The organism is Bradyrhizobium algeriense, from assembly GCF_036924595.1.
GTDB classification, from domain to species: Bacteria; Pseudomonadota; Alphaproteobacteria; order Rhizobiales; family Xanthobacteraceae; genus Bradyrhizobium; species Bradyrhizobium algeriense.
The window spans coordinates 4,798,159-4,810,988 of sequence record NZ_JAZHRV010000001.1 but is presented as its reverse complement, the minus strand read 5'-3'; the positions used below and the strand labels follow the sequence as shown (position 1 = coordinate 4,810,988).

The 12,830-nt window shown below is 61.7% G+C and carries 14 protein-coding genes; 9 read left to right on the top strand and 5 right to left on the bottom strand.

Going from position 1 to position 12,830, the window contains the following annotated elements:
• Positions 1-30: 30 nt before the first annotated feature.
• Positions 31-606, top strand: coding sequence for a DUF6456 domain-containing protein (locus V1286_RS23285; RefSeq protein WP_334483100.1), 576 nt, complete (start codon positions 31-33; stop codon positions 604-606).
• On the opposite strand, the gene bamA is transcribed toward V1286_RS23285, so the two are convergent.
• A complete protein-coding gene (bamA, locus tag V1286_RS23280) occupies positions 587-2,923 on the bottom strand; it encodes an outer membrane protein assembly factor BamA (protein ID WP_334483097.1) in 2,337 nt (778 codons plus the stop codon). The two genes, V1286_RS23285 and bamA, sit on opposite strands and share 20 nt — an antisense overlap.
• A gap of 226 nt (positions 2,924-3,149) precedes the next feature.
• On the opposite strand from bamA, the gene V1286_RS23275 reads away from it, so the two are divergent.
• Complete coding sequence (locus tag V1286_RS23275; protein WP_417021173.1) at positions 3,150-4,202, top strand: hypothetical protein; 1,053 nt, start codon at positions 3,150-3,152, stop codon at positions 4,200-4,202.
• 21 nt (positions 4,203-4,223) lie between these two features.
• Here the strand turns inward: V1286_RS23275 and V1286_RS23270 are convergent, their stop codons facing one another.
• Entirely contained in the window at positions 4,224-5,780 is a 1,557-nt protein-coding gene (locus V1286_RS23270) for a winged helix-turn-helix domain-containing tetratricopeptide repeat protein (protein ID WP_334483095.1), read from the bottom strand.
• A gap of 350 nt (positions 5,781-6,130) precedes the next feature.
• On the opposite strand from V1286_RS23270, the gene mddA reads away from it, so the two are divergent.
• The 6 genes from mddA to V1286_RS23240 all read left to right on the top strand — a co-directional run bounded on the left by mddA (position 6,131) and on the right by V1286_RS23240 (position 11,183).
• Positions 6,131-6,682: a methanethiol S-methyltransferase gene (mddA, locus tag V1286_RS23265; protein WP_417021172.1), complete on the top strand. Its 552-nt coding sequence runs from the start codon at positions 6,131-6,133 to the stop codon at positions 6,680-6,682.
• Positions 6,683-6,725: 43 nt separating this feature from the next.
• Positions 6,726-7,148: a GFA family protein gene (locus tag V1286_RS23260; RefSeq protein WP_334489842.1), complete on the top strand. Its 423-nt coding sequence runs from the start codon at positions 6,726-6,728 to the stop codon at positions 7,146-7,148.
• A gap of 293 nt (positions 7,149-7,441) precedes the next feature.
• A complete protein-coding gene (locus V1286_RS23255) occupies positions 7,442-8,704 on the top strand; it encodes a CaiB/BaiF CoA transferase family protein (RefSeq protein ID WP_334483093.1) in 1,263 nt (420 codons plus the stop codon).
• 135 nt (positions 8,705-8,839) lie between these two features.
• Positions 8,840-9,973, top strand: a complete 1,134-nt coding sequence (locus V1286_RS23250; protein ID WP_334483090.1) for an alpha-hydroxy acid oxidase — start codon at positions 8,840-8,842, stop codon at positions 9,971-9,973.
• 165 nt (positions 9,974-10,138) lie between these two features.
• Positions 10,139-10,345 (top strand): hypothetical protein, encoded by a 207-nt coding sequence (locus tag V1286_RS23245; protein ID WP_334483087.1) that lies wholly within the window; start codon positions 10,139-10,141, stop codon positions 10,343-10,345.
• A gap of 484 nt (positions 10,346-10,829) precedes the next feature.
• On the top strand, positions 10,830-11,183 hold the full coding sequence (locus V1286_RS23240) for a phasin (protein ID WP_108514838.1): 354 nt from the start codon (positions 10,830-10,832) through the stop codon (positions 11,181-11,183).
• A 9-nt stretch (positions 11,184-11,192) separates the two neighbouring features.
• Here the strand turns inward: V1286_RS23240 and V1286_RS23235 are convergent, their stop codons facing one another.
• Positions 11,193-11,414, bottom strand: coding sequence for a hypothetical protein (locus V1286_RS23235; RefSeq protein WP_190241816.1), 222 nt, complete (start codon positions 11,412-11,414; stop codon positions 11,193-11,195).
• Between the two features lie 204 nt (positions 11,415-11,618).
• Here V1286_RS23235 and V1286_RS23230 point away from each other — a divergent pair, with 204 nt between their 5' ends.
• A complete protein-coding gene (locus V1286_RS23230; protein WP_334483083.1) occupies positions 11,619-11,894 on the top strand; it encodes a hypothetical protein in 276 nt (91 codons plus the stop codon).
• 78 nt (positions 11,895-11,972) lie between these two features.
• Here V1286_RS23230 and V1286_RS23225 read toward each other — a convergent pair whose 3' ends face one another.
• Together V1286_RS23225 and V1286_RS23220 are read right to left on the bottom strand one after the other, a co-directional pair.
• Positions 11,973-12,158 carry a hypothetical protein gene (locus V1286_RS23225; RefSeq protein WP_334483081.1) on the bottom strand — a complete coding sequence of 62 codons (186 nt, stop codon included), beginning with the start codon at positions 12,156-12,158 and terminating at the stop codon, positions 11,973-11,975.
• Positions 12,159-12,282: 124 nt separating this feature from the next.
• Positions 12,283-12,759: a hypothetical protein gene (locus V1286_RS23220; RefSeq protein WP_334483078.1), complete on the bottom strand. Its 477-nt coding sequence runs from the start codon at positions 12,757-12,759 to the stop codon at positions 12,283-12,285.
• Positions 12,760-12,830 lie beyond the last annotated feature (71 nt).

The following is a 12,830-nucleotide window of genomic DNA, read 5'->3' as shown; positions in this document are numbered from 1 at the left end:
GAATTCCACAGTTTTCGAGGAGTCCATCAGATGCCGAGAGCCAAACGCCGAAAGCCGTACAATCCCGCCAAGGCACATGACCGAAGGTCCCGCGATCTGCTACGCAACGCTGAGGTCGCAACCGTCGAGGTCGAGAATCCCCTGGCGTTGGAGCCGGGCGAGAAGATCGTTGCGCTGCGGTCGATCCGCAACGATCCGCTCGCTCGGCTGCATTCCCATCGCCAGATCGACGAGGCGCAGTATCAGGCGGGGCGTGCGTTCCAGAGCGATTGGGAGAAGGCCGAACGCGGGCCGCGCGCGGTCGATCCGACCCGGGAATATGTCGATGGCGGGCAGAGCCGCGAACCGATCACCGAGGGCCAGCGCAAGGCCGTGCTGCGGTTGAACCGGGCCGAGCGCGAACTCGGCGCGGACGGCTCGGCGCTGGTGCATGACGTCCTGGTCCAGGGCCTGACCATGGAGCAGATCGGCCAGCGGAGGGGCCTGTGTACCAAACGCTGGAGCGACTATTTTTCAAGACGATTCCGCGAATGCCTCGACCGGCTGGCGCTGTTGTATGGATTCGCGACGGAGCATCCTGTCCCCGTCAAAACCCTCCCGCGCTGAATCGCAGCGGCTGTACTACGTCGTAGGCAGCCTTGCTCAGCGGTATGGCGTAGTCGACGGTCAAGGCGCCGAACGGCGAGGCCCAGGTCAGGCCTGCGCCGACCGACGAGCGCACGACATTCTTGTTGGCGACCTGAAGTCCTGCCGTCGATCCGCTATAGCGGAATACGCTGCCGGCATCGACAAAGGCCGTGGCCCTGAGGCCGTATTCATTGGGCACGCCGGGGATTGCACTCTGCAGTTCGGCGGTCGTTGCCCAATACGCGCTGCCGCCGACATTATCCATCGTGGTGCCCGCCGTCAGGTCGCGCGGGCCGAATCCATTGGGGGAAAATCCACGCACCATGGTCGGGCCGCCGAAGAAATTGTTCATCAGCGGCACCTGCTGGCCGCCCCAACCAGTCACGTAGCCGCCCTGGGCGCGAACCATGCCAACGAGGTCGCTGTTGATTGATTTGTAGTAGCGCACGTCTTCCGTCGTCTTCAGAAATTTCACATCACCACCAAGTCCCGCCAGGTCCTGGCTGAGCTGCGACCTGATTCCGCTGGTCGGGCTCTTTGTGTTGTCCAGCGTGCTGTAGGTCGTTGTGCTGCCGGGCGCAGAGACCCAGGTCGGCCCGGCGGCCGCCGCCTGCTGGACGGCCAGCGAAGGTGTCAGGCCCGAGCTGTTCGGCGAGAGCGTGATGTTCTGATTGTAGATCGAGTAGCGCCACTGCACGCCGAGTTGCTCGTTGATCGGCGTCCCCAGCTGCAGCCTCGCGCCGTAGGTGGTGGTGCCGTAGGATTGGTAGCTGGTGGCGTCGCTTTGGCGGCCGAAGAGTTCGATCCCCGCCGCGACCTTGGTGCCGAGGAAATAGGGTTCGGACGCGGCCAGATTGACCCCGCGCGCATATTGGCCGTAGGTGAAGGCGGCCTGGACGTTCTTGCCCGTGCCGTAGAAATTCCGGTCGCCGACTTTGACCTCGACGAGCGCGCCGTCGGTGGTCGAGTAACCGCCGGCGACGTTGAAATCGCCGGTCGCCTGGTCAACCGCCTCGACATCGAGGATGACATGGTCCGGGGCCGAGCCCGGCCTGTTCGATATCTTCACCGTTTTGAAGTAGTTCAAATTCTTCAAGCGCCGCTCGGCCCGGTCTATCAACGTCTTGTTGTAAGCGTCGCCTTCCGCGATATCGAATTCGCGCCGGATCACGTAATCGCGGGTGCGCGTGTTGCCGTGGATCTCGATCCGTTCGACATAGGTGCGAGGCCCCTGTTCGATCACGAAGGCGACGTCGATGCGTTGTGCGTCGGCATCGCGGGTGAGGTGAGGAGTCGCCTGGGCAAAGGGATAGCCAAGCTTTGCCATTTCGATCGCCAGCAGTTCGGTGGTCCTGTCCAGGGCGTTGCCGTCGAACACCGCGCCCGGGTGCGCGGTGGGGAGCGCACGAAGCTTGTCGCAATCCATGCCCGGGACGTTGCAGGCGACGCTGACTTCCCGGAAGCGATAGAGCGGACCCTCATCGATTGCGAAGCTCAGCGTAAAACCCTTTGTCGCCGGATCATACTCGGCCTTTGCCGGTGAGACGCTGACGTCGGCGTAACCCTTGCTGCGGTAGTAAAGCCGCAGTTGTTCCTGGTCTTGCGCGATACGGTCGGGATCGTAGACGTCACCGCCGGTCAGAAAACTCAGCATGTGGGTAGCGGAAGTCTTGATCACGGCGTTGAGCTGCCGTTTGCCGAAGGCCTTGTTGCCGGTGAAGTCGATCTGCCGTACCGGAGTTTTTGCCCCCTCCGTTATGGCGTAGATGAGGTCGACCCGGCCATTGCCGCGGTCGATGATTTGCGGATCAACGCGGACCTCGGAGCGGCCGGCACGCCGGTATGCCTCGATGATGCGGCCGACGTCGGCTTGCACGGTGGCGCGCTGCAGTGAGCCGCGCGGCTTCGCTTCGACGGCGACGGCAAGGTCGGTGTCCTTGACCTTCTTGTTGCCTTCGAATGCGACGCGGTCGAGCACGGGCGCTTCGGACACATGCACCACAAGCCGCTCGCCGGCGCGTTCGATGGAAATCTTGTCAAACAGGCCCGTTGCAATCAGCGCTTTCAACGCAGCGTCACGCGCGGCTTCGTCGAAATGTCCGTCAGGGCCTGCACGAAAGTGGGAGCGCACGGTCTCGGCGTCGACGCGGCGATTGCCTTCGACGATGACAGATGCTTGCGACGGCGAGGCGGTTTCTGCGACGACGGGTGTCGCGAAAATCAATCCGAGGGCGCCGGCAAGCCGAAAAGCGGTCCGGCTGCGTTGCGTGATGCGTCTAATCTCTGTGATCCCCACGTCCCGCGGGGCTCCTATTGATCGGCTGAGATCGAATTGCCCGCGCGGGGCAAAAAAATGTCTGGGATAAGGTGAATTGCGGGCGATGCGCCACAATTTGACCGCTCTTTCTTAATCCGGACTTTCTCAGAATTGTCGCAATGCCCGCTTCATGCTTCGCCATCGAGAGAGCCAGAGACGCTCGCGTACGGAACCGCGCATGCGTCTACGCTCACAGGAGCATCACATGCGTTATGCAGCTTTCCTCGCCGCCGCGCTCATGCTGATTCAGCCCGCGCATGCAGAGAAGACGCCGGAGGTCGATCCGCGCGCTTCGCTCGGCGTGGTCCAGCAATGGATCTATAATTACAGGGCCAAGCCGGACTATGCCCACGTCCCGGCAGCCGTGCGCGTGCTGTTTCATTCGCAGACGTTCAAGGAACCGGAGAATGCCGGAATCTATCTCGGCTTTATCGCGGGTGCGATCGGCTCAAACCCTGCCAAGGCCGAGCAACTCATCGCCGGTTTCTTTCCTGTCCGACCGGAAGACGAATGGGTGATCGTCCGTGCCATCGCCTATTCGGGGCTGCCCGACTGGAGAAACGTTCTGCGCCGGGTCGCGCCACGGATGCCGGGCCGGCGGGTTATGATCGACGCCTACTTGGCGGGCAAGCTGCCGACCTTGACCGATATCCCGCTGGAGGAGATGAAGCCTGGTGTGATGGACAAGTTGCGCGGGGCGTTCACCAAGAATCCCTTCGCCAAGGACGAGCGGAAGCTGAACACGACGCTCACTTTTGCGAGCAATCAGGATTTGCTGGATACGCTGTGGGGCTACTATTTTGCGACCGGCTCGCACGCGCCTATCCAGCGCATCATCCAGATGCTGCCGTGGAGCAAGAGCCGCGACACGGTCGACAAGCTGACGGTCGGAAGCATGGCGCGATACACACTGGCAAGCTATGCGATCCGCGATGCCGGTTTGCGCGAATATCTCCGCAGCGAACTTGCCAGACAGCCCGCGGCGGTCAAAGCGCCGCTCGCCGAAGTGGTCGAGGCGGCGGACACGGTGCAAATCGCAGCGCTCCGCAAGGACGCGCTCGCCGCCGTGGATGAACTCAAGATCAAGGGCTCCGATAGCCGCCGCGACCTCAGCTTCTGGGGTCAGGTCGGTGTCGGCGCGGTCGCGCTCGGTTGCGTCTCTGCGGCTGCGCTGGGGCAGGTCGCAGTCGGCATCCCCTGTGTGATCGGCGGTTCGGCCTCGCAGGGGTTGCTGTCGTTCTGGGAAAAGCAGCAGTAGTTCAGGGCTCGTCGCCGCAGCTCATTCCAGCCCGGCGCGGCGAAAGCCTTCGAGATAGTGCTCGCGATCGGCGTCGTGCTTCCAGGGTAACTGCGTCGCGATCCAGGAGAGCGAAATATTGGGCTGGGTCCGGCGCAACTCGTGAAGTGCGGTCCGGGCGAGTTCAATCTGGCCGGTCATGCCGGCCGCGACCGTCAGCACGCGATAGGCGCCGGTGAGGTCGCCGCGCTGACGGGTCGCCTCGCGCGCCAGTGCAATCGCTTCCTGATAGTTCCTTCCGACGAACTGGGCGTAGGCCGCAACGCCGTAATAGATTGCTGAAGAGGGATCGCGCGGGCTCTGGCGGATGGCGCGTTGCGTCGCCGCATAGGCATCCGTCCACCGCCCGCTATAGGACAGCGCCAGCGCGTAGTACCCCTGCGCCAGCGAGAAATTCGGGTTGAGCTGGAGCGCCAGTTCGAACTCGGCCAGCGAATGGTCGAGCCGGCGCGTGGAGAAATACACGCTGCCGAGGGCCGTATGCGCCCAGGCATCCTCGCTATCGGCGGCAATTGCCGACAATGCCGCTTGCTCGGCGACAGGCGCTGCAGTTGCAAGATCAGTCCAGCCCAGATGCACGCCGAACATATGGTTGGTCGCGAACAGGGCCAGCGCCTGGCCGTAGTTCGGATCGATCGCAATCGCGCGTTCCAGCAGCGCCTGCGCGGCGAGGCTGTCGGGAAGCGTCACCCGCCAGTGATGCGACAGCGCCCGCATCACCAGATCCCACGCGTCCACGCTGTTGGGCGGCTTGCGCCGGCTGCGAAAGTTCTCCGCGGCGTAAATCTGCGGCTCGATCGCAGCGACGATGGCGTCGGTGATCTCGTCCTGCACGACGAAAACGTCGGTGAGGTCGCGGTCGAAACGCTCCGCCCAGATATGACTGCCCGTTGCGGTATCGTTGAGCTGCGCAGTGATGCGTACACGATCGCCGCTCCTTCTCACGCTGCCTTCGAGCACGTAACGCACCCCGAGCTCGGCAGCGATCTGCTTCATCTGGACCGCCTTGCCCTTGTAGGTGAACGACGAGTTGCGCGCGATCACGAAGAACCAGCGCAGTTTCGACAGCGCGGTGATGATGTCCTCGCTGATTCCGTCGGAAAAATACTCCTGCTCGCGGTCGCCGCTCATATTGTCGAACGGCAGCACGGCTATTGCCGGCCGGTCGGGCAGCGCTAACCCCGAACGCGGTTGTTCTGTTTCCAGCGCCGAAGCGGCCTGTGCATTGCACGACCCATTCACGGCGCCGACGAAGCGAAGCCCCTTGCGCGGAATGGTGCGAATGAGCCGCTGTTCCTTGCCGTTGTCGCCGATCGCGTTTCGGGCGGCGTTGATCCGGCTGTCCAGCGTCGAGTCCGAGACGATCCGTCCTCCCCACACCAGCGCAATGAGATCGTCCCGGCTCACCACATGATCGCGGTGTTTCAACAGGTGAACCAGCAAGTCGAACACTTGCGGCTGCATCGCTACCAGTTCGCCGCCGTGGCGCAGCTCGCGACGATCGGTGTCAAGGACGTGATTATCGAAGTTGAATTTCACGTGCGCTACCGCACCTTTCTCAAGAAACAATCAAGTCCGCCTCATGAAGAGATCAAGCGTCAGGCAAAGTCCTGGGGCCATTCCCCGTGCATCCTGCCAAATTGGGGGTTGCAATCCCATTGTCTGCAGCGGAGCCAATTTCATGACGGAAACCCAAGCCATCAGCCCGGCGATGCCGGGTAATCGAATCCTAAAATTCACTGCATTTCTTTTCGGAGGTGTGGCCTATCTCACATTTCTGATCACGATTCTGTACGCCATCGGGTTCGTATCGGGCTCGCCGTGCCGAAGCGATCGATAGCGGCGCGAGTTCGGGGATATTCGAGGCAATTATCGTCAATCTCGGTCTGATGTCGTTATTTGCCATTCAACATAGCGTCATGGCGCGGAAATCTTTCAAACACTGGTGGACGCAGTTTATTCCAAAGTCGGTCGAGCGCAGCACCTATGTTTTGTGTGCAAGCCTGACGCTTCTGTTGCTGTTCTGGCAATGGCGTCCAATGCCGGCCGTGATCTGGAACGTCCAGGAGCCGGAAATAGCCATGATGATCGCCACACTGTCGTTCATCGGCTGGGTGATCGTGTTCACGAGCACCTTCCTGATCAATCATTTCGAACTGTTCGGACTGCATCAGGTCGCCAACAATCTCGTGCGACGCGAGATGCCGGCGCCCGTCTTCCGGACACCGTTCTTCTACCGTTTTGTCCGGCACCCGATCTATCTCGGTTTCATCATCGCCTTCTGGGCTGCCCCGACGATGAGCGCCGGGCATCTATTGTTTGCGGCGGTGACCACGGCCTACATCTTCGTCGGCATCATGCTCGAAGAGCGCGATCTCGTCGGCATGTTCGGCGACGAATATCGCCGTTATCGGGAGCGCGTTTCCATGCTATTCCCGTAGCGCAGGCCGGCGTGATCACTTCTCAATCAAGGAGACAGAAATGATGAAGCATACCGGAAGCTGTTTTTGCGGTGCGGTCGAGGTCCAGGTCACGGGTGCGCCGGAAGGAATGGGTTATTGCCATTGCCATTCCTGCCGTTCGTGGTCCGGCGGACCGGTGAACGCGTTCACCCTGTGGAAGCCGGAAGCGGTGCGGATCACGGCGGGGGCGCAACATGTCGCGACGTTCGAGAAGACTCCGATGAGTCAGCGCAAGTACTGCGCGGAGTGCGGCGGTCACCTGATGACCAATCATCCGACGCTCGGGCTGGTCGATGTCTTCGCGGCAATTCTGCCGACACTCCCCTTCACGCCTGGCGTTCACGTCAATTACGCCGAGACGGTGCTGCCGATGCGGGATGGGCTGCCCAAACTGAAGGATTTCCCCGCTGAGCTTGGCGGGTCCGGTGAGATGATCGCCGAGTAGGAAAACGGGCATGTAAAGGCGCCGCGAACGCTGTTCGCAGCGTCTGCGCATCGATAACGCGTCGCTCGACTCCCGGACCTGACCGGGGGCGGACGACGTCTTTTTGGGGTACCAGCCTTGGAGGCGAGGGCAATGCCGCGCCCCGCGCGCCGTCATGAGAGCTATGTCAGCGGCAGGTCCCGCCCTGCAAAATCGGGGTTTGGCGTTACCCGTCTGGTTCCGGTAAGAAAACCTTGAAGTCGCGGCGAAAACCTTCGTTTCGCCAGGCAGAATAACAAGGGGAAATGCTGGAGATGACTGCCAAGCCGCAATTGCCGGAGCGAACGCCGCGCGTAAAGGGCGAGCCGACTGCGCTGGATGGTCTGCTGGTCGTCGACTTCACCCGGGTCGTTGCCGGCCCTGCCTGCACGCAGACGCTGGCCGATTTCGGCGCCGAAGTGATCAAGATCGAAAACCCTGACGGGGGTGATGATACCCGCCATTATGAACATGCGGAAATCGGCGGCGAGAGCGCGGCCTTCCTTGGCCTCAATCGCAACAAGCGCGGCATCGCGCTCGATTTCAACAATCCTGCGGCGCTCGAAGTCGCCCGCGAACTGATCGCGAAAGCGGATGTCGTCGTGGAGAATTTCTCCGGCGGCGTGATGAAGAAGTTCGGTCTCGACTATGCCTCCGTCGCGCCGACCAATCCGAAGCTGATCTATTGCTCGATCTCGGCCTATGGCCGCAAGGGCGAGTTCGCCTTGCGTCCGGGGTTTGATCCGATCACACAGGCCGAAAGCGGCTTCATGTCGCTGAACGGATTTCCGGATGGGGAGCCGGTGCGGACCGGTCCGCCGATCGTCGACATGGCGACGGGCATGTCGGCATGCAACGCTATCCTGCTAGCGCTGATAGCTCGCGACCGGCTCGGCCGCGGCCAGCAGGTCGAGGTCGCGCTGATCGACACCGCCGTGGCGATGACCGGTTTCTACGGCATGGCCTATCTGATCAGCGGCGCGAACCCGGGCCGCTTCGGAAATTCGCCGAACGGCTCGCCCACTGTCGGCGTCTATCAGGCATCCGATGGGCCGCTTTACATGGCCTGCGCCAACGACCGCCTGTACCGCCGGCTCGTGGTAGATGTGCTCGAACGGCCGGACCTCGTCACCGATCCCGAGTTCGCCCACAGGAAAAACCGAACCGCCAACAAGGAAAAGTTGCGCGCCATCATCGCCGGTATCTTTGCCCGCGACAGCCTTGAGCACTGGATGGCCAAGATGAAGAAGGCCAACATACCGGTCGGCTATCTGCGCACCGTAGAGGAAGGCTTCAACGCGCCGGAAGTGCGTGACCGCCATCGTCTCAGCCGGATTCCGCATCCGACCGCGGGCGCCATCCCCAATATTGAAACGCCGCTGCAGATGAGCTTGACGCCAACCGTCGATCCCGTAGCGGCGCCGCTGCTCGGCGAGCATACCAGGGAGGTGCTCCGAAAGACCCTAGGCTACGATGAGCGACGTATCGCTGATCTGGCCGAGGCGGGGGCTTTCGGGAAGCCGGGCAATACGGCCTGAGCGGCACCGATCAGGTTTGATGCATCTCGCAAACGAATAACATCCCTGCGTTTGCACGACGCCTAACTCGTTCAAAGCGGTAGCTTTTCCCGTTTGTCTGCGGTTAATGTGCCGGCAAAATGGGAGAGAAGCACCATGAACGACGGGACGCCCAGCCGGCCGGCGAGGAATGTCGAACTCGGCGCCAGCGGCGAAGAATTCCAGAATCTCCACGAATTCGTCCGCAAAGCCCGCGCCCGACTCAACCAGAACGCATGGGACTATATCGTCGGCGCCTCGGAGACGGAGACCACCATGCGCCGCAACCGCATGGCGCTCGACGAGATTGCATTCCGGCCCCGGGTGCTGCGCAATGTTGCTGAGGTAGACGGGTCGACCGAGGTATTCGGCCGCCGCTTGCGCCTGCCGGTCATGATTGCGCCGGTCGGCGCACTCGAGATTTTCGATCCCGATTCAGGCGCGGCCGTCGCGCGGGGAGCCGGTCGGTTCGGCGCGGCCCACATGCTGAGTTCGGTGTCCGAACCAGGACTTGAGGCGACCGCCAAAGCTGCGCCCGACGCGCTGCGCATTTACCAACTCTATGTCCGCGGTGATGACGCCTTCGTCGAGGACGTTGTCAGTCGAACGATTGATAATGGCTATGCCGCGTTCTGCCTGACCGTCGACACGGCGCATTACAGCCGGCGCGAGCGCGATATCGCCAAGCGGTATGTCCGCGAAAGCCGCATCCGCGCTACCGGCGGCGACTTCCAGAAGGGGCTGGATTGGCGCACGGTGAAGCTGATCAAGGACAAGTATAAAATTCCGCTGGTGATCAAGGGCATTGCGACTGCGGAAGACGCCGCCATCGCGCTCGATCACGGCGTGGATTGGATCTATGTGTCGAACCACGGCGGCCGCCAGCTCGACCATGGACGAGGCTCCATGCACGTCCTGCCGGAAATCGTCGACGCCGTTGCCGGCCGCGCCAAGATCATGGTCGACGGTTCGTTCTGCCGCGGCACCGACATCGTAAAGGCGATCGCCTCCGGGGCTGATCTGGTTGGCATCGGCCGGCTGCAATGCTGGGCGCTCGCAGCCGCGGGCGAAGCCGGCATCGTGCGGATGCTTGAGCTGCTGGAAGATGAGGTTATCCGCTGTCTCGGGCTGCTCGGCGTCACCAGCTTGACCGAACTCGACAAGTCTTGTCTGCATGCGGCGACCGCGACGAATCTTCCGAGCGTGTTCAGCGCCTTTCCATTGCTGGATATCGAGCCCTACCGCTATTGAGAAGGGCGGCCGCGCCGGGTTTTTTCGGCTGAAACCACCCCTTTCATTTCCCGAGTTGGTGGCTCGTCAGGGAACCTGGCGGGGCATCTCCGCATTATCAGCTGCGCCGAGAACGGCGCCGCCAAACACGAGTTTGATCTCCCATGGCCAAGTAGTCGCAAGCGAATGGCAGAAAATCCTTTCGCTCAATTCAGCCTCGAGAAGGCTATCGGCCTTCGTTGGACGTTGCGGGATATTCAGGCCCGCCGGCTGAAAATGTCGCCGGTCAGCGAGGAAGATTTAAGGACATTGACGGGCCTCGGCCTGGTCGAAGTGCGCGACGAAGGTCTCGTGCTGACGTCGGCCGGAACGGCCGTGCTGAACGGGTCGTAGTCAGCGCGCCTTCAGGAAGCTTTCGCCGGAGTCGCAAGGCGTGCAGCGGTAGGTCAGGACGTCGTAATTCTGGTCGCGCGGCTCGATCATGGTCAGCCGCATCTGTGCGCCGCATTTCATGCAAGGCATTTCTATGCTGGTTTGAAAGCGCGTGCAGGTAGGCGTCGGTCGAAGCGTTTGCAGCATTTTATCCCCATGTCCCAAGAGAGACTTAAAAACCAGAGACGCAACGCCACCGACAGTCGATCCCTTAACCCGAATCACTATGCCACACTGTTGCCACCATTGGAATCCGGCGCCGCATCCGTATGGCTAGGGTCGCGAGGAAAGGAAAGGAAATCATTCCTTTGGCCCCATTCGTTGGGATTGGGCCGGCCGGATGCCGGACAGCCGGGCCTGTGCCCTGGCGGAGCTCGATCCAATACGACGCAGACGCAGCCGGGAATTGTGCTAACCTGCCAAAGTCGACATTGGAGAAGCGACCATGACTGAACCGAAACTCGAAGTCCCGGCCGAGCTGCGCGATCTGGCCGAGAAAACCATCGATCAGGCGGAAAAGGCGTTCGGCATGTTCTTCGATGCCGCCGGAAAGTCCATGACGTCGATGCCCGGTGCGGGTACGGAAATTTCCAGGCAGGCGCTATCGTTCACCGAGCAGAATATGAAGGCAGCCTTCGAGCATGCCCGCAAACTCGTTCACGCGACCGACCTCCAGGAAGCGATGCGGATCCAGTCTGAATTCCTGCGCAGCCAGTTCACCAACGCCGGCGAACATATGCGTCAGATCACGGGCGGCGTCATATCGGCCACAAAAGATTCGACGAAAGGCAAGTTCTGAGGAGGCGCGCTAGCGGCGGCGTCCGATCGCGACACCGAACAGAAAAGCGACGAACAGGCTGGTCAGCGGCGCTTCGCGGGTAATCGCACTGATGGTCGATAGCGGCATTCCCGGTTGCCGTGCCGCCGTGATCGTGTCGCTGAGACGGCCGACCGCAGCCTGCAGCGCAGCAGACACTTCCGTGAGCGTGCGCGATACGTCGGTCGCCGTGTCGATGGCGCGTTCGGCCATGCCGGGTTGCGATGGATCTGAGGTTTCGTTTTTCACGTTCTGCAACTCACTCGATCGCTTGCCGGGGTGGCGGCTGACGTCCTGTCAATACACGGCCAGGACAATTGTTCCCCGCCAGTTATCGCCGCTTTGCCGGGTCAATGGAGGAACCTTCGTCGTCGCCGGGATTTGATTTCGTCAGAGGAAATCAACACGGATTTTCGGATGGCGGAAGATCGTTTGAATCGACATGGTGGCGCGCCGCTGAAGGTTGCGATTGCGGTCGCGGTTTTCGGCGTGCTCGGCATGCTGATCGTCACCCACGGGCTATGGAATAAGCCGAAGGTACAGCCGGCCGTGATCGCGAATTACAGTTCCACCGGCGAGGCCGCCCGGGCAGCCGGCGCACAGGTCATGCCGACCGAGCCGAAGCTGCAGGTGGAGCCTGAGCCACTCGTACCGAAGCCCGTTCACCCGGTTAATCCGGCGGCGCCTCGGTAGAGCGCGACGTTGACACGTCGGGCAAATCACCGGCATAACGGCATCATCACAGAAATTCGCGGGCTTCGAACGAGCGCGTCAGCGCACGCTGACGAATGCGCCCCAGCACGCAGCCAACCCGGCAGCGACCAGCGCGAGCAGCGGATTGTCGCAAAACGGGCTGCCGTATTGGCACATCGCTACGCCCAGCGAACCGATCTCGTGACGGCCCGCTGCATAGAAGAAGCCCGACAGAATCGCGAGCATGGCAGCAACGAAAAACATCCGAAGGCCTCCTTGCGCTCTGTTGGGCCGCAGGTTGCGCCATCCACGGCCTAACGATTTCGTTTCGATGTCGTTGTGCTGGCTTGAATCTGGTTTGCTTCGGCCACTTGACGCGTCGGGCAAATCAGGGGCACATTGGCATCATCGCAGAGATCGTACAGCCCGCGCCTGAAACGGTGGCGGGCTTTTCATTTCTCACTACAATCGGCCGAGGCCGTTTCAATTTGTCGAAACCGTTTCGTCGATTTTTCTGCAATTCGTTGACCATTCGAAAACGATTTGACATGTCGGGCAAATCACCGGCATAACGCCACCATCGCAAAAATTGCAAAGCCCGCGCGGAGAAATCCGCCGCGGGCTTTTTGCTTTTAATTCTCGAATCGGACGGCGGCCGCACATCGACGCCGCAACTCCCAACGCCCCCCGCCCGGGCGTCGCGAGCGCGCCGCCGTCCGAGCCTTCCACCGCCACCCAATTGGCCGGCATGCGCGAACATGCCGGCCCGCGGCGCGAAATCGTCACGCGCCGCATGCGGCCCCCCGACGGGGATAAGGTTCGCGCCCCAAATGATCTGCGCCTGCACCCCGCGATCATGCCGCACGTTTCTTTCCGGAGAGAAGCCGATGACCGCCTATCTGATCTCGCTCGCGCTCGTCGGTCTTGTCGTCATCG